Raw genomic sequence first — 18,408 nt, 5'->3', positions numbered from 1 at the left:
TCCTAGCTGGAGAACCGGACCGTTTCCCCGGTTTCCAGCGCTTTCTGCGCGGCCAGCCCCATGCGCACAGCCCACAGCCCGTCCTGCAAGGTCACCTCGGGGGCGGGTTTCTCACCGCGCAAAACGGACAGAAATCCCTGATGCTGGTAGAAGGTCGACCCGTTGTGATCGCCCGCCGCCAGAAGACGCGGATCGACGGGGATGTCCTTGGCGACCGGCCCCTTGGGATTGCGTGGGCTGACGATCAGTTGCGGCACCGGCGCGTCACCCAGATGGTCGGGCCAGAAACGCCCCGGTCCAGGCACCAGCGCCTCGATCTTGGCGTCTGGACCGACCGCCGAGATTTCCTCCTGATACCGCGCGCCTTCAGCGAACATACATAGCTCCAGCATCGCACGCGCACCCGAAGCGAAATCGACCATGACATAGCCGTGGTCCAGAATGTCAGGTGTCTCGCCCTCGTAAGCCTCGTCCAGATGATTAACGGCCTGCCCGCCGCTGGCCGTCACGCGCACCGGGTCCGATTGCAGGATCAAACGCATGAGGTCGAAGAAGTGACAGCATTTTTCGACAAACGTGCCGCCCGTATTGCGGTTGAAGCGGTTCCAGTTGCCGACCTTGTCCAGAAAGGGAAAGCGGTGTTCTTTGATGGTCAGCATTTTGACCCCGCCGGTCACCTGCGCCTCATCAATCAGGGCAGCGATCGGCGGCATATAGCGATACTCCATCGCGACCCAGATCGGATGGGGGTAATCGCGCTGGATGGCCTCTAGCCGCGCCGCATCTGCCGGGTCGGTGAACAGAGGTTTTTCCACCAGCAAGGGCAAGGGCCGCGCCTGTGCGATCTGCTCAATCTGATCCACGTGCAGATGATTGGGGCTGGCGATCACAATGCAATCCAGATCGTCCACGGCCAGTAGGTCTTGGACCGACGCCACCATCTGCGCATCGGGCGCAATCGCTTGCGCGGCGCTGGCCATTGCCTCATCTGGCTCAAAGATCGCCGGCACCTGCGTGCCCTCTAGCAGAGCAATATTGTGCAGGTGCTCTTGCCCCATCATGCCGCATCCGATCAGCCCGTAATGGATGGTCCGGGTCATGCGCGTTTCCTTCTACTTCAGACGTTGGACATAGGTGGCCCGATCCGGGTCGAACCACGTTTTTGAAAACTCGACCGGTTCCGGCCCCTCGGACCAACTAAACCGCTCGATATAGCCAGCCGTTTCGCCAGCGGGTTTTGTAAAGGTCTCAGGCGTCCAGTCAGGCAGCGAACGGACCGAAACGCGATCCTCGGCCCGTGTGATCCAGAACCCAAGCTGCTGCTGGTAGTAACGGTATAGCGAATCCGAAAGCAGCGTCTGATCCACCTGACCGGCTGAGTCGTCCAGCCAGATTTCCTCGACCGCGATGATTGTGTCATTCAAATAGCGCATCCGGCGCACCCGCGACCCCTTGGTCGAAGTCCCGAATTCCGGCAGGTCGGCGGGCTTTTCCAGATGGTCCACTGACAGGATATCGGCGCGCGGCAGGCCCCCGCCTTGGGGCAGCTCCAACCGGAACATTGCATAGACGCTGTTCTGCGTTCCGGTCTCGCGGATGTAATTTCCCGAGCCCTGGATACGCTCCAACATCCCTTTTTTCTCAAGCTCCGCCAGCGATTTTCGCAACGTCCCGACCGAGACATTGAGGTTCGTGGCCATGTCACGTTCAGGCGGCAAACGCTCACCATCAATCAGGCGGCCCGCGGCGATGTCGCGGATCAAAAGCTCGGCGATCTGCACATAGATCGGCAGCGCGTTGGGGTTGCGGCTGTTGGCAGTCATTTCGGGGTGCTTCACCGAGTCGCGGAAAAAATTGATACACTATTGATCTACATCAAAGTGATTGCTACGCAAGAGGAAAGTCAAAAGATGCACGGAGAACGAATCAAATGACCATCGTCCCCATCACATCCCCCGATCTGGATGCGGCCGAGGTATCGTGGTTCGCCGCGCTGTGTTCGGACGATTACCAGTTTCTGGGCGTGCCAGATGGTGACCTGCGGTCGAGTTGGGCGCATTGTTCCGGCATCGTCAAAGAGGCCGAGGCGCAAGGGTTCCGTAACATCCTGTGCCCGTCTTCCTATCAGGTCGGTCAGGACACGCTGAGCTTTGTCGCCGGTTGCGCGCCGATTACGGAAAAGATCAACCTGCTGGCCGCCGTGCGCTGCGGCGAGATGCAGCCCATCATGCTGGCCCGGACCATCGCGACGCTGGACCACATGCTGCAAGGGCGGCTGACGGTGAACATCATCTCGTCCGACTTCCCCGGCGAGAAAGCCGACAGCGCGTTCCGCTATCAGCGCTCGCGCGAAGTGGTCGAGATCCTGAAACAGGCGTGGACTCAGGACGAGATCAATCATGCGGGTGAGGTTTACAATTTCTCGGGCCTGACCACCGATCCGGCCAAGCCCTATCAGACCGGCGGTCCGATGCTGTACTTCGGAGGGTATTCTCCATCCGCGCTGGACCTGTGTGGCGAGCATTGCGACGTCTACCTGATGTGGCCCGAAACCAAGGACCAATTGGCCGAACGGATGAAGGCAGTCCACGCGGTGGCCGAGAATTATAACCGCACGCTGGACTATGGCCTGCGCGTTCACATGATCGTTCGCGATACCGAGGCCGAGGCGCAGGAATATGCGGATTTCATCGTCTCGAAACTGGATGACGAATACGGTCGGGCGATCCGGGAACGGGCGCTGGACGCAACCTCTCTGGGCGTGGCGCATCAGGCCAAGAACCGCGATCTGGCGGATGAATATGGCTATGTCGAACCCGGTCTTTGGACTGGTGTAGGCCGCGCGCGATCCGGCTGCGGCGCGGCCCTTGTCGGGTCAACCGATCAGGTCATGTCCAAGATCGAAGAATACCAAAAGATGGGCATCCGCGCCTTCATCTTCTCGGGCTATCCCCACATGGATGAGGCAAAGCACTTTGGTGCGCGTGTCATGCCCAACCTGAAAACCTGCTCGCTGCCCGAAGCCTATGGGCGCGTGCCTGCAATGACCCCGGCTACCCCGCTGGGCAACGGAGTTCGTCGCTGATGCAACGTGTAAAACTATCCGACACGCTGGAAATGAGCCGCCTTGTCTACGGCATGTGGCGGCTGGGCGATGACAGCGACACGTCGGCAGCTCATGTCGAGGCCAAGATTCAAGCCTGTCTGGATCAGGGCATCACCAGTTTCGATCAGGCGGATATCTATGGCGATTACGGGGCCGAGGCGGTGCTGGGCAATGCCCTGCGCGCAAATCCTGCGCTGCGTGCGAAGATGGAGATCGTCACCAAGTGCGATATCGTGGCTCCGATCGGGCGCTATTCGGACGCGAAGATCAAATACTACGACACCTCGCGCGCCCACATCCTGAAATCGGTCGAGACCTCTTTGACCGAGATGGCGATCGACCATATCGATCTACTGCTGATCCACCGCCCTGACCCGTTCATGGACCACCACGAAACCGGAGCCGCGCTGGATGAGGTTGTCGCCAGCGGCAAGGTCGGCGCGGTCGGTGTGTCGAATTTCCGCCCTTGGGACTGGACGCTGCTGCAATCGGCGATGAAGACACCTCTGGTCACCAACCAGATCGAGATTTCTCTGGGTCAGATCGGCCCCTTTACCAATGGCGATCTAGCCTTTCACCAGCAGCATGGTCAGCCCGTGATGGCGTGGTCGCCGCTTGGGGGCGGGCTGCTGATGGCCGGAAACCCGCCAGTCGGAGTGGTGGCGGATGAGATCGCCGCTGAATTCGGCGTGGACCGCGCGGCGGTGGCCGTTGCGTTCCTGCTGGCGCACCCTGCAGGCATCCTTCCGGTGATGGGCACCAACAATCTGTCCCGGATCAAGACCATCTCGGACGCATTGAAAGTCAATCTGGATCGCGAAAGCTGGTTCCGCCTGTACGAGGCGGCACTGGGGCATGAGGTACCATGATGAATGCAATCTCAAAGGACATGACCCACACATTCGTCCCACATAAGGACGACACCCGCACTTTGCGCGACGCCTTTGGTCGGTTCGCCACTGGCGTTACCGTTGTCACCTGCAACAGCGATGACGGCCCGGTCTGCATCACCGCCAACAGCTTTTCGTCCCTGTCGCTGGATCCGCCGCTGATCATGTGGGCCGGAGATCGCAGCTCGCGCCGTTTCCCCTATTTCCACAAGGCACGCCATTTCAGTGTGCACGTGCTATCGTCGGAACAGGCCGAGCTGTGTTTCGGGTGCTCGAAAGATGCGTTTGCGCTGCGCGACATCGACCACGACCGGTGCGGCAACGGAACACCGCTGCTGCCGGACTGTCTGGCGCGGTTTGAATGTGAACAGCACGCCTATCACGATGCAGGCGACCACGTGATTGTCGTGGGCAAAGTTCTCAAGGTCAGCATGGCGGATGGAGACGCGCTGACCTTCTATGCCGGGAAACTCGGCCAATTCGCGCAGCACTAAGCGCGATCTGACGACCGGGGGCCAAACCTTCGGCTGAACAAGGGAGGATCCGCATGAGCGGACTGGCATCGGTGCTTGCGCCGATTGCATTCGTGAACGAAACCGTGCTGCGATTTGGCCGCGCGGTTGGCGTCGTTGCGATTGCATTAATGGTGATCGCAATCCTGATTCAGGTGTTCTTCCGATACGTTCTGGGCAACGCCCTGCCCTGGCCGGACGAGGCCGCGCGGTTCTGCATGTTGTGGATGACCGGCCTGATGGCCCCCACCGCATTCCGGCGTGGCGGGTTCGTGGCGATCGACATGGTGCCGATGATGCTGCCACGCGTGCTGGGCCAATTGCTGACCTTGTTTTTGCTGATCGTCTCGCTGGCCGTTCTGCTGGTCGCGGTCAATATCGGCTGGTCCGAAGTCACCGGATTTGGCGGCAAGTTCGCGACGGCCGCGCTGTATATCCCTACCTCCTTCGGGTTCGACGAATGGTATCGCGTCCCGCGTAGCTGGATGATGGCCTCGCTGCTGGTCGGGGTGATCCTACTGATCGCGGTGAATATCGAGTTGATCCTGCGGTCCATCGTGACTCTGATGGGGGGCGGAGACCTGCTGCCCGATATCGCAGACGGACCGGTGGGGGCTGAATAGATGCTGATCTGGTTCCTGCCCACCTTCCTGATTTTCCTGATGATCGGCCTGCCGGTCTTTTTCGCGCTTTTGGCCGCGCCCGGCATTTTGCTGTGGCTGAACGGTCAGACCAACGACATCACGTTGCTGTACCGGAACGTCTATAACGGCATGGACAGCTTCCCGCTGATGGCGATCCCCTTTTTCATGCTGGCCGGAGAGCTGATGAACCGCGGCGGCATCACCATCCGTCTGGTCGAGTTCTCTCAGGCGTTGATGGGTCACTTCCGGGGCGGTCTGGCCCATGTGAATGTGCTGAGTTCGATCCTGTTCGCCGGTCTATCCGGCTCGGCGGTGGCCGACACCTCGGCACTGGGGTCGATGCTGATCCCAGCGATGGAGAAGCAGGGCTATACCCGTAAATTCGCCGCCGCGATCACCGCGGCCAGTTCGGTGATCGGGCCGATCATTCCACCCTCAGGCATCATGATCATCTACGCCTATGTCATGGGTGAAAGCGTGGCGGCCCTGTTCCTTGCGGGTATCGTGCCAGGCGTGATGGTCGGCGTTGGTCTGATGTTGATGATCAAGGTCATGGCCGACAAATACGACTTCCCCGTCGCAAGCCGCAAATACACGTGGCCCGAGCGTCGTCAGGCCAGCCTCAAGGCGTTCTTTCCGCTGCTGACGCCGGTGATTATTCTGGGCGGTATCCTTGGTGGTATCTTCACCCCGACCGAGGCCGCAGCCGTGGCCGTGGGCTATGCCTTCATCATCGGCTTCTTCGTCCTGCGCACGCTGACCCTGAAAGAGGTGCCCGAGATTCTCAGCAATGCGGGTCTGACCTCGGCGGTTGTCTTGCTGCTGGTCGGTGCGGCGATGGCTTTCAAGACGGTTGTCAGCCTCAGCCACGCGCCGGAACAACTGGCAGCGCTGATCCTTGGCCTGTCAGAAAACCCGTTGATCCTGCTGTTCCTGATCAACCTGCTGCTGTTTGTCGTCGGCATGTTCCTGGATGCAGGCCCGGCGATCATCATCCTTGGCCCCATCCTTGCGCCAATCTTCACCAGCCTTGGCGTAGACCCGATCCACTTTGCCATTATCATGAGCGTCAACCTAACCGTCGGCCTTGCCACGCCACCCATGGGGCTGGTCCTGTTCGTCGCCGCCGCCGTGTCGCGTGAAAAGGTCGAGACCATTGCCAAGGCGATCCTGCCGTTTCTGGCTGTCGAAATCATAGTGATCTTCCTGATCACCTATGTCCCCGCACTATCCATGACGATCCCGAGGATAACGGGATTTGCAAACTGAACTGAGTATCACAGGGAGGAAACGAATGCTCAGAGACTTTATCAAAACCGCTGCGGTGGCCACCTCGGTGCTGGCTGCATCCGCACTTGCCGCCACTGCCGCAGATTTCACCCTGCGCGCCACTGCGAACTCGAATGAAAATGACGAAGACTATGACGGCCTGATCGTCTTCAAGAACTATGTCGAAGCCGCATCGAACGGCGCGATTGAGGTGGAACTTTTCATCGGCACCCAGCTTTGCTCGAACGGTGCAGAATGTCTGCAGGGCGTGGCCGACGGCACCATCGACATCTACATCTCTACCTCGGGCGGTGCGTCGGGCATCTTCCCTTACGTACAGGTTCTCGACCTGCCCTACCTGATGGCCGATGACCGCGTGGCCGAGCACGTGCTGTCCGGCGATTTCACACGCAAGATGCGCGAAATGGCCCTAGAGGATTCCGGCGGCGCGATCCGTCTGATGACCATCGGCAACACAGGCGGCTGGCGCAACTTTGCCAACACGCAGCGCCGGATTGCTGAACCCGCCGATATGGAAGGTCTGAAGATCCGCACCGTGGTCGCCGACCTGCCGCAGGAACTGGTCAAAGCGCTGGGTGCGTCGCCCACGCCTATCCCGTGGCCGGAACTGTTCACCAGCTTCCAGACAGGTGTGGTTGAGGGGTCGAAAAACGGCATCACCGACATCATGGGCATGAAATTCCCCGATGCGGGTCTGCAATATGTCACGCTGGACGGCCACGCCTATATGGGTGCGCTGTGGTGGATGAATAACGCCAAGTTCCAGGAGATGCCCGAAGACCTGCGCCGTGTGGTGGTCGACGGGTTCTATGCGCTGCAACAGGCCACTTTTGCCTCGCCCAAGCGCAAGTCGATCCAGGCCTATGAGGACTTCGTCGCCGGTGGTGGAGACCTTTATGTCCCGACCCCCGATCAGAAGGCCGCATTCAAAGAGGCCGCAACCCCCGTTTACGAGTGGTTCCAGACCAATGTTGGCCGCGGGGATGAGGTGTTCAACGCACTGACCGAGGCGGTTGCCGAGGCTGAAGCCGACATCAATGCGTCGCGCGATGCGGACCTGAACTAAGCGAACAGGGCCGGGCGTTGCGTCCGGCCCTCACCGAAACGGGTACATCCACCCTTTGTAGTCATTCACCAGAACATGCGCCCTTTCGATCTGCTCCGGCGACATTTTCTTGACCACTTCTTCAAGGCTGATCGCCGCATCGGGATCGCCGCCAATGGCGCTGAGCGTGTACCACATATAGGCCCGCACCAGGTCGGGCGCGGGCATGCCCAAACCCAGCTCATAATACCAGCCGATACCCGACTGAGCACCCGGGTGCCCTTTCATCGAGGCACGCAGATACCATTCAAACGCGCGTTCGTAATCCTGCTCGACCCCCAGCCCAAGGCCATACATCACGCCGATCAATTCCTCGGCCTCGGCGTTGCCGGATCGCGCGGCTGGCAGCAGTTCCTCGCGCGCGGCTTCAAATTCGCCCGCCTCCATCATGTCGCGGGCCTGTTCCAGTTCGGCCAGCGCCGGGGATGCAAAAAGGCAAATGGCAAATACAAGCTGGCGCATGGGGTTTTCTTCCTTTTCGTCGGTACAGCGGCGGCGCAGGATTTGCCGCGCCCGCTGAGCGATGATGACTTTATCCTCTTTGATATGGAACAGGCCGCCATCGGTCATCAACTGTTTTACGATCCTATCCTGTCGGGCAATCAGAACATCGCCTGCGCCCATTGCCACCATCCCGATTTCGGCACCTCCGACGGGGTGTCTCTGGGCATCGGTGAAGGCGGCCAAGGTCTGGGGCCAGATCGTACGCCGGGCACCGGAGCGGATAAAATCCGCAAACGCATTCCGCGCAACTCGCCCGGTCTTTGGAACCTTGGGGCCAAAGACATTCACACGGTCTTCCACGATGGCCGCCTGAGTATCTCGGACGTTTACGGCAACGGCTTCAACTCCCCTGCGCAGGAGTGGTTGCCTGAGGGTCTGAACTCACTACTGGCCGCACAAGCGTTGTTCCCGCTGACCTCGCAGTTTGAAATGGCCGGAAATGTCGGCGAAAATCAGGTGACCGGTGCCGTTGCTGATCGGATTGATCTGGGCTGGCCGATCCTCGCCAAACGGGTGCGCACCGATCCGCGCTATGGCCCTGCGATGGTCGCCGCCTTTGATGAGGTCAACACGGCCGAAGACATCACGATCACTCAGATCGCAAACGCGCTGGCCGCGTTCATGGCCGTTGAGTGGCGCAGCACGGACAGCCCGTTCGATCAATATCTTGCAGGCGACGCCAACGCCCTGACCCCCGCCCAAAAGGACGGGATGGACTTGTTCTATGGCAAGGCCCAGTGTTCCACCTGCCATTCCGGTCCGTTGATGTCAGATCAACAGTTCCACGCGCTGGCCTTGCCGCCCTTCGGTCCGGGCCGCACCCGGCAATGGGACCCCTACGTGCGCGACGTCGGGCGCATGGGTGAAAGCGACCGGCTAGAGGACGCTTATCGCTTTCGCACACCGATGCTGCGCAATGTGGCTTTGACCGCGCCATACGGACATAACGGGGCTTTCCCCGATCTCGACAGCATGATCCGCCATCATCTGGACCCGGAACGCAGCCTGTCACAATGGACTCGCGACATGGCAGCTTTGCCCAAGGTTCCCTGGCTGCACAAAGCCGATTTCGTGGTCTGGGATGACAGGTTGGAAATGGAACGTCAGCGCCGCAAGATCGACATCACGCCGCTTACGCTGTCGGACGCGGATATCCAAAACCTCGCGGCGTTTCTGAACGCGCTGACCGGGACGAGCGTGAACACGCCGCCATTCGGCGTGCCCGACAATTTCCAACCCTAAGAAAAACCCCGCGCGTGGCGGGGTTCTGGTTACTCTGCGGCTTCCTCATAGTCCGACATGGGCGGGCATGTGCAGACGAGGTTTCGGTCCCCATACGCGTTATCGACGCGGTTGACCGGCGACCAGTATTTGTCGACGCCCATGGAACCCGGAGGGAAACACGCCTGTTCGCGGGTATAGGGGCGGTCCCAGTCGCCGACCAGATCACGCACCGTGTGCGGGGCGTTTTTCAGCGGGTTGTTTTCCGCATCAATCTTGCCGTCGATGATGTCCTGTGCCTCGGCCCGAATGGACAGCATGGCGTCGCAGAAGCGGTCCAGCTCATCCTTGGGTTCCGACTCGGTGGGTTCCACCATCAGGGTGCCCGCGACCGGCCAGCTCATCGTCGGGGCGTGGAAGCCTGAATCGACCAGACGTTTGGCGACATCGTCCACGGTCACATGCGCCTCGGCGTCCAGCGGCCGGGTGTCGAGGATGCATTCATGCGCCACCCGACCGGTCTCGGAGGTATAGAGGATCGGATAGGCATCCTTCAGCCGCGCGGCGATGTAGTTGGCGTTCAGGATCGCCACTTTCGTGGCCTGCGGCAGACCCGCACCACCCATCAGCAGCACATAGGCCCATGAGACCGGCAGGATCGAAGGCGAGCCAAAGGGCGCGGCCGAGACCGGGCCGACTGCGGTGCCGTATTCGGGGTGGCCGGGCAGGTGTTCCTCAAGATGTGCCTTGACGCCGATCGGACCCATACCGGGGCCACCACCGCCATGCGGGATGCAGAAGGTCTTGTGCAGGTTCAGGTGGCTGACATCGCCACCAATATCCCCCGGACGCGACAGGCCGACCATGGCGTTCATGTTGGCCCCGTCGATATAAACCTGACCGCCGTGGTCATGGGTGATCTGGCAGACCTCCTGCACGGTGGTCTCGAACACGCCATGGGTCGACGGGTAGGTGATCATGCAACCGGCTAGATGATCGGAATGCTTCTCGGCTTTGGCGCGGAAGTCATTCAGATCGATATTGCCGTTCTCATCCGATTGCACCGGCACAACCTGCCAGCCCACCATCTGCGCCGAGGCCGGGTTGGTCCCGTGCGCCGAGGTCGGGATCAGACAGACATTGCGGTGCCCTTCGCCGCGCGCAAAGTGATAGTTGCGAATGGTCAGCAGCCCTGCGTATTCCCCCTGCGCGCCCGAGTTGGGCTGCTGCGAGATCGCGTCATAGCCGGTGATCTGGCACAGCTTGTCGTTCAGATCGGCAATCATCTCGTGATAGCCCTGCGCCTGATCTTCGGGAACAAAGGGGTGCAGGTTGCCGAATTCGGGCCAAGTGACCGGGATCATTTCGATCGTGGCGTTCAGCTTCATGGTGCACGAGCCCAGTGGAATCATCGCCCGGTCCAGCGCAAGATCACGGTCAGCCAGACGACGCATATAGCGGGTCATCTCGGCCTCGGCCCGGTTCTTGTGGAAGATCGGGTGGGTCAGATAGGGCGTCTCGCGCAGGGCGTAATCCGGTAGGCGGTATTGCTTGTTCGAGCTGTCATCCTTGCGGTCGATACCGAAGGCACCCCAGACGGCCTCAATCGTTTCGGCCCGGGTCTGTTCGTCCAGGCTGATGCCGACCTTAGTCTCACCCACCTTGCGCAGGTTGACGCCTCGGGCGACGGCAGCTTCCATGACTGTCTTTTGCAGGTGGCCGACCTCAACCGTGATCGTGTCAAAGAACACTTCGGGTTCAACGGCAAATCCGGCTTCCTCCAGACCAACGGCCAGACGCGAGGTTTTGCGGTGCACCGATTGCGCGATGGCCTTGATCCCATCCGGGCCGTGATAGACCGCATACATCGAGGCAATAACGGCCAGCAGCGCCTGCGCGGTGCAAACGTTCGAGTTCGCCTTTTCGCGCCGGATATGTTGTTCGCGGGTTTGCAGGGCAAGGCGGTACGCCTTGTTGCCCCGGCTGTCGATGCTGACACCGATGATCCGGCCCGGCATCGCGCGCTTGAGCTTGTCGGTGGTCGCCATATACGCGGCGTGCGGGCCACCGTATCCCATCGGCACGCCGAAACGCTGAGTCGAGCCGATGGCGATATCCGCGCCCATCTCACCGGGCGATTTCAGCAGCGCCAGCGACAGGATGTCGGCAGCGACGATAGCGATGGCCTTGTGTTCATGCAGCGCCGCGATCTCGGCCGAGAAATCACGGACATGGCCGTGGGTGCCGGGGTACTGGAAGATCGCGCCAAAGACTGCGCCCGCTTCCAGTTGGTCCGGATCGCCCACCTGCACGTCGATGCCCAGAGGCTCGGCTCGGGTTTTGATCACCGCGATGGTCTGCGGGTGGCAGTTGCGGTCGACAAAAAAGGCCGCATTGTTGGCCTTGGACCGACCGCCGCGTTTCGCCATCGCCATGGCCTCGGCTGCGGCTGTGGCTTCGTCCAGCAGCGAGGCGTTGGCCACGTCCAGCCCGGTCAGGTCGCTGACCATGGTCTGGAAGTTCAGCAGCGCCTCAAGACGCCCCTGGCTGATCTCGGGCTGATAGGGGGTGTAGGCGGTGTACCAGGCCGGGTTTTCCAGAATGTTGCGCAGGATCGGCGCGGGCGTTGTCGTGCCGTAATACCCCTGACCGATCAGCGAGGTCAGAACCTTGTTCTTGCTCGCCACTTCTTTCATGTGAAACAGCGCGTCGCGTTCCGTCATTGCCGGCCCCCAATCCAGCGGTTCGGTCTGGCGGATCTCAGGCGGAACGGTGGCGTCGATCAGTTGGTCCAGCGTCTTGAAGCCGATCACCTTGAGCATGTCGCGCATCTCGGTCGGGCTGGGTCCGATATGGCGACGGTTGGCGAAGTCATAGGCTTCGTAATCGGTCAGTTTGAAAGCCATCGTTGCGCTCCTGTCATATGGTCAGGTCCGGCGGAGAGTGAGGGAGCCTCCGGCGGGGATATTTTTAGCCAGATGAAGGGGCGGATCCTCGCAAGGAGCCGCCCTTCGGGTTTAGCCGATGAAGTCTTTGTAGCCGGCTTCGTCCATCAAATCTTCGAGCTGCGAGGCGTCGGTGATCTTGATCTTGTAGATCCAGGCTTCGCCCTCGGGATCTTCGTTCAGCGCGCCGGGATTGTCCGCCAGCGTTTCGTTCACCTCGATGATCTCGCCATCAACCGGCGCGTAGAGTTCCGAGGCCGCCTTGACGGATTCAATCACGCCGATCTCGCCGTCTTTGGCGAATTCTTCGCCTACTTCCTGCTGCTCCACGAAGACCACATCGCCCAATTGCTCGGCCGCGTGTTTGGTGATGCCCAGCGTAGCTGTGTCGCCGTCAACATCGATCCACTCGTGCTCTTCGGAATAATAGGTTGCCATCTTGTCTCTCTCCTGACTTCAACGCTTGTAATTCTGGGTGACGAAGGGCAGCGCCGCGATCTGCGCGGGTTGCGGCTTGCCTCGGATGATCAGGCTCACGGTCTCGCCCGGCGCGGCATGACCGGCAGAGACATAACCCATCGCAACCGGCCCGCCGACCGTTGGGCCAAACCCGCCGGACGTGATCTGGCCGATCGTGTTGCCCTCGGCACATTGGATTTCAACACCCTGACGGGCAGGCGCGCGGCCCTCGGGCTTGATGCCGACCAGCTTGCGCGCAGGGCCATCGGCCAGTTCGCGCTGAATACGGTCTGCGCCAGGAAATCCACCCTCTTCCTTGCGGCGTTTCTGGATGGCCCATCCCAGCGACGCTTCGATGGGTGAGGTCGTCTGGTCGATGTCGTTTCCATACAGGCACAGTCCAGCCTCCAGCCGCAGGCTATCGCGTGCGCCAAGCCCCGCCGGTTCGCAATCTTCGTGCGCAAGAAACGCGCGCGTAATCTCGATCGCGCTGTCCTCGGGGATCGAGATTTCATATCCATCTTCGCCAGTATACCCCAGTCGCGATATCCGGCATTCTACGCCGTTGATATCGGCAACGGTGGTTTCCATGAACTTCAGGTCTCGTGCCGCCGGGCAGAGCGCACCGACAACGTCCTCGGCCTTGGGGCCTTGTACGGCCACCAGCGCGCGATCGAAAATCTCGGTCACTTCGACGCCGTCCAGATTATCGCGCATATGCGGAATGTCCTGATGGCGCAGCGCTGCGTTCACGACGACAAAATAGTGATCGCCCGCTTTTGACACGATCAGGTCGTCCATGATTCCACCTTCGGCATTCGTAAAGAACCCGTAGCGCGCCTTGCCTTCCTTCAGCGTCGCATAGGCTTGTGGGCAGATCGTTTCCAGTTTCTCGCCCACATTGTCGCCACGCAGGATCACCTGCCCCATGTGGCTGACATCGAACACAGCCGCCTTTTCCCGGCACTGCTTATGCTCACCCATAATGCCCAGCGGGTACTGAACCGGCATCTCCCAGCCCGCAAAATCGACCATCTTTCCGCCAAGCTCGACGTGAAGATCATAAAGCGGAGTGCGTTTCGGTGCGTCAGTCATATCCGTGACCTTTCCAAACCCGTTGTCAGTCAATGCTGTACAAAAAGCAATGGTCGCCCAGCCGGTCGGCATACGGGGGCATACAGCAGATTTGTAGCGTATAGGAAACTTTTTTCCGTTACGCAACACTCGCGCTGCACGAAATGTATCACGACTAGGTCAGCGTTGGGCAAGACATTCTGACAAAAAGAATTATTTTCCAACACCGGTCGAACGGCTCTGGCCCCGACCGGTAACCTGCCCTAAGACTCCGCCCAAGAGGGACGGTCATGTCACATATTACACTGGTGCGTCACGGCCAAGCGAACACTGCCGCGCGTGACGAAATAAACTATGACAAGCTCAGCGAGTTGGGCCACCAGCAGGCACGCTGGTTGGGCGCTCATCTACAGGATACACGCGCGCATTATCCGCGGGTTTTTTGTGGAACGCTCACGCGCCACGTCGAAACTGCCGCCAGCATGGGTTTGCCAGAGCCGACCCGGGACGCGCGGCTGAACGAGCTTGAGTATTTCACCATTGCCAAGCTATTTGAAGAACAACACGGCATTGCAGTTCCGACCGACCGCGAGGGGTTTGTCGAGCATCTGCCGCGCACCTTTGACGCATGGGCCAAGGGCGAAATCACCGGTGCGCCGGAAACCTTCGAGGAATTTGAAAACCGCGTGTCTGGTGCGCTGCGCGACATCGGCACAGAAGGTGGTCCAGCGATTGTCGTGACCTCGGGCGGGTTGATCTCGATGGTGGTGCGGCAGGCGATGGGGTTGGATATTCCATCCATGGCGCGGGTGGCGCTTGCCATCATGAACACCTCGGTGCATCGTCTGCACCCGATCGGCACGCAGCTTGCCCCGGTGCTGTTCAACGCAGTTCCGCACCTGGAGGCCCCAGACCGGCAATTCGCCCAGACTCACCTGTAACCGGAGGCTCCGATGCAGCTTTACTATGCCCCCCGCACGATCTCGGTCGCTGTCGCCATCGCTCTGGAAGAGGCCGGGCTTGAGTATGAGGCGATCAAGCTGGATTTTGCGGGCGGCGAGCAGACCAAGCCCGCCTACAAGCAGATCAATCCCAAGGGCCGCGTGCCTGCGCTGGTGGTGGATGGGGGTATCCTGACCGAAACGGGGGCGCTGCTGGATTATATCGCCACTATTGCGCCGCAGGCCGGGTTGGTTCCATCTGACCCGATTATGGCCGCACGGATGCGTGAGGTGATGTATTATCTTGCCTCGACCATGCATGTGAACCACGCGCACAAGATGCGAGGGGCACGCTGGGCTGACAAGAAGTCCAGTTGGAAAGACATGCAGGGCAAGGTGGCGCAGACAATGACTGCGTCATGCGACTATATCTCGGCGAACGGTTTGCGTGGACCATTTGTATTGGGTGAGGCGATCTCGCTGGCCGATGTCTATCTGTACGTGGTGTGTAGCTGGCTGGAGGGCGACGGCGTGGACGTCGCAGCCTTTCCCAAAATCACCGCATTTCGCGAGGCGATGGAGGCGCGGCCGTCGGTGCAGGCCGTACGCGCCGCCGGAATGCTCTGACAAAAGGAACGACAATGACACATCTCTGGGTCCGGGCAGAACAGCGCCCGAACGAGGAACGGGTTGGGCTGACCCCCGAAGGCGCCGCCGCCCTGATCGCCGAAGGTATCCGCGTGACGGTCGAGGAAAGTTCCGTGCGCGCGATCCCGCTGCAGGGTTACAAGGATGCAGGCTGCGAGATCGCCGCTGAGAATTCATGGCCCGACGCCCCGTTGGATGCGATCATCTTCGGCCTCAAAGAACTGCCCGAGGACGGCACGCCCCTGCCGCATCGCCACATCATGTTCGGCCATGCCTATAAGGGGCAGCATTCGGGGCGCGCTCTGCTGGAACGCTTCAAGGCCGGGGGCGGTACGCTTTATGATCTGGAATATCTGGTCGGCGAAGATGGCCGCCGGGTCGCCGCCTTTGGCTATTGGGCAGGGTATGCGGGCGCGGCCGTCACGCTGAAAACATGGGCCGCGCAGCAACGCGGGCAGGAATGCCCTCCGGTCGGGGTATATCCGAACAAAGACGCGCTGAACGCCGAATTGCTGGCCGAGCTGGACGCCACCGGCATCCGCCCCCGCGCCATCGTCATCGGCGCTTTGGGGCGCGTGGGCACGGGCGCTGCGGATATGTGCGAGGCGATGGGCGTTTCCGTCACCAAATGGGACATGGCCGAGACCGCCAGCGGCGGACCTTTCCCGGAAATCCTTGATCATGACCTGTTCCTGAACTGCATCTTCGCGCGTCCCGGCACGCCGGTCTTTGTCCCGCGTGAGGCACTGAACACGCCACGCAAGCTGACCGCCATTGGCGATGTGGCCTGTGACCCGGATAGTGACTACAACCCGGTGCCGGTCTACGACCGCGCAACCACTTGGGACGCCCCCGCCCTGCGCGTGGCCACAGATCCGATTATGGATGTCATGGCGATCGACAACCTGCCGTCAATGCTGCCTGTCGAAAGTTCCGAAGACTACGCGGCGCAACTGCTGCCCTCCCTGCTGACCCTGACCGATCTGGACAGCGGTGTCTGGGATCGGGCAGAAGCAACCTACAAAACTCATATCGAAGGGATCTGAGCGATGACGATTCACTGGTGTGGCACCGGCCTGTCGGCCATCCCCGGCCTGCGCCGCCTGATCGAGGGCGGCCACAAGGTCACTGTCTGGAACCGGACCATCGACAAGGCCCGCGCCGAAGTCGGTGACCTGACTGACGATATCCGCGCCTTTGACATCGACGCTTTGGGCGCAGTGCTGGAAAAAGGCGATGTGATCGTATCCATGTTGCCGGGCGACTGGCACGTGCCGCTGGCGGAACTGGCGATCTCAACACAGGCCAATTTCGTCTCATCCTCCTACATCGCGCCAGAAATGCGCGCGCTGGACGACAAGGCCCGCGAATCCGGGGTCGCCTTGGTCAATGAAGTCGGGCTTGATCCGGGTATCGACCATCTGATGGCGCACGCCTTGGTCGACGACTACCGCGCCTCGGATGCGTTCGACCCACAAAACCACCTGAGCTTTATTTCCTATTGCGGCGGTGTCCCGAAAAACCCCAACCCGTTCCGGTACAAGTTCAGTTGGTCTCCGCTGGGGGTTCTCAAGGCTCTGCGCTCGCCGTCGAAGTCGATCCGCGACTACGCCCCGCTGGATGTCGCCCGCCCGTGGGACGCGATCAGCAGCTATATCGCACCGCTGCCCACCCCAGAGAGCTTTGAGGTCTATCCGAACCGCGACTCGATCCCCTTCATGGCCCAGTACCATTTCGAGGAACACTGGCCAGTCAAAGAATTCGTCCGAGGCACATTGCGCCTGAACGGTTGGGCAGATGCCTGGTCGGACGTGTTCACGGAAATCGAAACACTCGCCGGTCCCGAAGGGGATGCGCGCCTGAAAGAGATGTCGGATCAATTCTGGACTGAAAACGCCTATGACGAAGGTGAGCCAGACCGCGTGGTTCTGTGCGTGGGCCTGAAGGCGGAAAAAGACGGCGTTGAGGTCTGGCACAAGACCTATGTGATGGACGCCTGGGGTGACGAACGCGGAACCGCAATGGCGCGGCTGGTGTCGATCCCTGTGTCTCTGGCTGTTGAGTCTGTATTGAAACGCGAAATTCCTGCCGGGGTACATGCTGCCCCAAGCGACCCCAAATTGGTGCAAGGCTGGATGGCAGAGATCGACAAGCTGGCTCAGCACTTGCAGATCGTTGAGCACAAAGCCTGACAAAAAAACGGTCACTCCAGGATCGCTGGACTGACCGTTATTGAACTTGCCAGTTTCGCTTAACCTATTGCGGAACACCCAAGGCTATCAAATATATCTTTGAATCGTGTCCTCAATGTCAGCGCGATTGATCCCGAATTCGGATAATTGTTTATCGCTGAAACGGTCCAGATATTGGGCGGCACGAACAATATCACCACGAATTGCCCGAATTCTCATCGCCCTGTCGAATAAGAGCAAGGCACTCGCAGACGGTGCCGTCTGGTCGGTTGGGCGAACAGCATCAAACATTTCTTGGTACCTCCTTTACCTGAACTCAGCGGCGCTCATTCCTACGATTGGCGATAGGGAACGCCAAAATAGACGCTTTGGTATGCCCTTTGCTTTATCTGTTCACGTGGGACGCCGATGTCGTTCAATTGACGATCGCTCAATCGCTCCAGCTCTTTTACAGTGTTGGCGAAAACCCTGCGCCTGAACTGTTCTGTTCTTGCTTCGGCATAGTCCGAAATCATAGCTGAAAACACGTTTCTGTATGGCCTTAGAACCTGTGCACCTTCCATAGAACTCTCCTCGAAAACCGAACTGCGTTTCTGGTTACAGTTCAAACTTGGGAGTTGGTTCTAAATTTTTCTGAACCGGAACATTAAGGTCCGTTTAGGCGGTTTGGCTTGCGTTTCGTTGGCTGATGGGCAACGGGCATTGCGCTTACAAGCCTGACGCGGTGAAGACGTTAAGCAAACGGTCTTGTGGACTATTTGTAGATTGAACGGGCTTTTTAGGTTTTGGTTTCGGGGAGAGGATTTGAACCTCTGACCTTCAGGTTATGAGCCTGACGCGGTGAAGACGTTAAGCGATTGATCCGGTGGATCAATTG

19 protein-coding genes are annotated in these 18,408 nt (G+C 60.0%); 11 read left to right on the top strand and 8 right to left on the bottom strand.

The window, feature by feature from the left end:
* Positions 1–2: 2 nt before the first annotated feature.
* Both ACR0KS_RS14910 and ACR0KS_RS14905 read right to left on the bottom strand, forming a co-directional pair.
* Positions 3–1,100, bottom strand: a complete 1,098-nt coding sequence (locus tag ACR0KS_RS14910; protein WP_170567362.1) for a Gfo/Idh/MocA family protein — start codon at positions 1,098–1,100, stop codon at positions 3–5.
* 12 nt (positions 1,101–1,112) lie between these two features.
* Positions 1,113–1,823 carry a GntR family transcriptional regulator gene (locus ACR0KS_RS14905; RefSeq protein WP_170567364.1) on the bottom strand — a complete coding sequence of 237 codons (711 nt, stop codon included), beginning with the start codon at positions 1,821–1,823 and terminating at the stop codon, positions 1,113–1,115.
* A 107-nt stretch (positions 1,824–1,930) separates the two neighbouring features.
* Between ACR0KS_RS14905 and ACR0KS_RS14900 the strand changes: the two genes are divergently transcribed.
* Genes ACR0KS_RS14900 through ACR0KS_RS14875 form a run of 6 tightly spaced genes read left to right on the top strand, consistent with a single transcriptional unit; the run spans position 1,931 to position 7,508 of the window.
* The gene (locus ACR0KS_RS14900; protein ID WP_170567366.1) at positions 1,931–3,085 is read left to right on the top strand and encodes an LLM class flavin-dependent oxidoreductase; all 1,155 of its coding nucleotides are present in this window, start codon (positions 1,931–1,933) and stop codon (positions 3,083–3,085) included.
* Positions 3,085–3,975, top strand: coding sequence for an aldo/keto reductase (locus tag ACR0KS_RS14895; RefSeq protein WP_170567368.1), 891 nt, complete (start codon positions 3,085–3,087; stop codon positions 3,973–3,975). Before ACR0KS_RS14900 ends, ACR0KS_RS14895 begins: the two co-directional genes overlap by 1 nt.
* Entirely contained in the window at positions 3,975–4,490 is a 516-nt protein-coding gene (locus ACR0KS_RS14890) for a flavin reductase family protein (protein ID WP_170415864.1), read from the top strand. The genes ACR0KS_RS14895 and ACR0KS_RS14890 overlap by 1 nt, the downstream gene beginning before the upstream one ends.
* 53 nt (positions 4,491–4,543) lie before the next feature.
* A complete protein-coding gene (locus ACR0KS_RS14885) occupies positions 4,544–5,131 on the top strand; it encodes a TRAP transporter small permease subunit (protein ID WP_170567370.1) in 588 nt (195 codons plus the stop codon).
* Positions 5,132–6,421, top strand: coding sequence for a TRAP transporter large permease (locus ACR0KS_RS14880; RefSeq protein WP_170485843.1), 1,290 nt, complete (start codon positions 5,132–5,134; stop codon positions 6,419–6,421). It begins immediately after the preceding gene.
* Positions 6,422–6,446: 25 nt separating this feature from the next.
* Positions 6,447–7,508, top strand: coding sequence for a TRAP transporter substrate-binding protein (locus ACR0KS_RS14875; RefSeq protein WP_170415834.1), 1,062 nt, complete (start codon positions 6,447–6,449; stop codon positions 7,506–7,508).
* A 30-nt stretch (positions 7,509–7,538) separates the two neighbouring features.
* On the opposite strand, the gene ACR0KS_RS14870 is transcribed toward ACR0KS_RS14875, so the two are convergent.
* Positions 7,539–8,009 (bottom strand): tetratricopeptide repeat protein, encoded by a 471-nt coding sequence (locus ACR0KS_RS14870; RefSeq protein ID WP_170567406.1) that lies wholly within the window; start codon positions 8,007–8,009, stop codon positions 7,539–7,541.
* A gap of 84 nt (positions 8,010–8,093) precedes the next feature.
* On the opposite strand from ACR0KS_RS14870, the gene ACR0KS_RS14865 reads away from it, so the two are divergent.
* Positions 8,094–9,293, top strand: coding sequence for a cytochrome c peroxidase (locus ACR0KS_RS14865; protein WP_170567372.1), 1,200 nt, complete (start codon positions 8,094–8,096; stop codon positions 9,291–9,293).
* A gap of 29 nt (positions 9,294–9,322) precedes the next feature.
* On the opposite strand, the gene gcvP is transcribed toward ACR0KS_RS14865, so the two are convergent.
* From gcvP to gcvT, 3 genes are all read right to left on the bottom strand, one after another.
* Positions 9,323–12,178 carry an aminomethyl-transferring glycine dehydrogenase gene (gene gcvP, locus ACR0KS_RS14860; RefSeq protein ID WP_170567374.1) on the bottom strand — a complete coding sequence of 952 codons (2,856 nt, stop codon included), beginning with the start codon at positions 12,176–12,178 and terminating at the stop codon, positions 9,323–9,325.
* A gap of 111 nt (positions 12,179–12,289) precedes the next feature.
* Positions 12,290–12,655 (bottom strand): glycine cleavage system protein GcvH, encoded by a 366-nt coding sequence (gcvH, locus tag ACR0KS_RS14855; RefSeq protein ID WP_170388869.1) that lies wholly within the window; start codon positions 12,653–12,655, stop codon positions 12,290–12,292.
* 18 nt (positions 12,656–12,673) lie between these two features.
* Positions 12,674–13,771, bottom strand: coding sequence for a glycine cleavage system aminomethyltransferase GcvT (gene gcvT / locus ACR0KS_RS14850; RefSeq protein ID WP_170567376.1), 1,098 nt, complete (start codon positions 13,769–13,771; stop codon positions 12,674–12,676).
* A 269-nt stretch (positions 13,772–14,040) separates the two neighbouring features.
* Between gcvT and ACR0KS_RS14845 the strand changes: the two genes are divergently transcribed.
* From ACR0KS_RS14845 to ACR0KS_RS14830, 4 genes are read left to right on the top strand one after another with little or no spacing between them, the layout of a single operon-like run.
* Complete coding sequence (locus tag ACR0KS_RS14845; protein WP_170485847.1) at positions 14,041–14,691, top strand: histidine phosphatase family protein; 651 nt, start codon at positions 14,041–14,043, stop codon at positions 14,689–14,691.
* Positions 14,692–14,703: 12 nt separating this feature from the next.
* Complete coding sequence (locus tag ACR0KS_RS14840) at positions 14,704–15,318, top strand: glutathione S-transferase family protein (RefSeq protein ID WP_170567377.1); 615 nt, start codon at positions 14,704–14,706, stop codon at positions 15,316–15,318.
* A 14-nt stretch (positions 15,319–15,332) separates the two neighbouring features.
* A complete protein-coding gene (locus tag ACR0KS_RS14835) occupies positions 15,333–16,385 on the top strand; it encodes a saccharopine dehydrogenase (RefSeq protein WP_170567379.1) in 1,053 nt (350 codons plus the stop codon).
* A gap of 3 nt (positions 16,386–16,388) precedes the next feature.
* Positions 16,389–17,531 (top strand): saccharopine dehydrogenase C-terminal domain-containing protein, encoded by a 1,143-nt coding sequence (locus tag ACR0KS_RS14830; protein ID WP_170567389.1) that lies wholly within the window; start codon positions 16,389–16,391, stop codon positions 17,529–17,531.
* 87 nt (positions 17,532–17,618) lie between these two features.
* Here ACR0KS_RS14830 and ACR0KS_RS14825 read toward each other — a convergent pair whose 3' ends face one another.
* Positions 17,619–17,822 carry a hypothetical protein gene (locus ACR0KS_RS14825; protein ID WP_170567391.1) on the bottom strand — a complete coding sequence of 68 codons (204 nt, stop codon included), beginning with the start codon at positions 17,820–17,822 and terminating at the stop codon, positions 17,619–17,621.
* Between the two features lie 41 nt (positions 17,823–17,863).
* Complete coding sequence (locus ACR0KS_RS14820) at positions 17,864–18,094, bottom strand: DUF1127 domain-containing protein (RefSeq protein ID WP_480693255.1); 231 nt, start codon at positions 18,092–18,094, stop codon at positions 17,864–17,866.
* Between the last annotated feature and the right edge of the window lie 314 nt (positions 18,095–18,408).

Source organism: Ruegeria sp. BC7, assembly GCF_056539165.1.
Note: the sequence above shows the minus strand (reverse complement) of the source record. Positions and strands in the feature narration are given on the sequence as shown.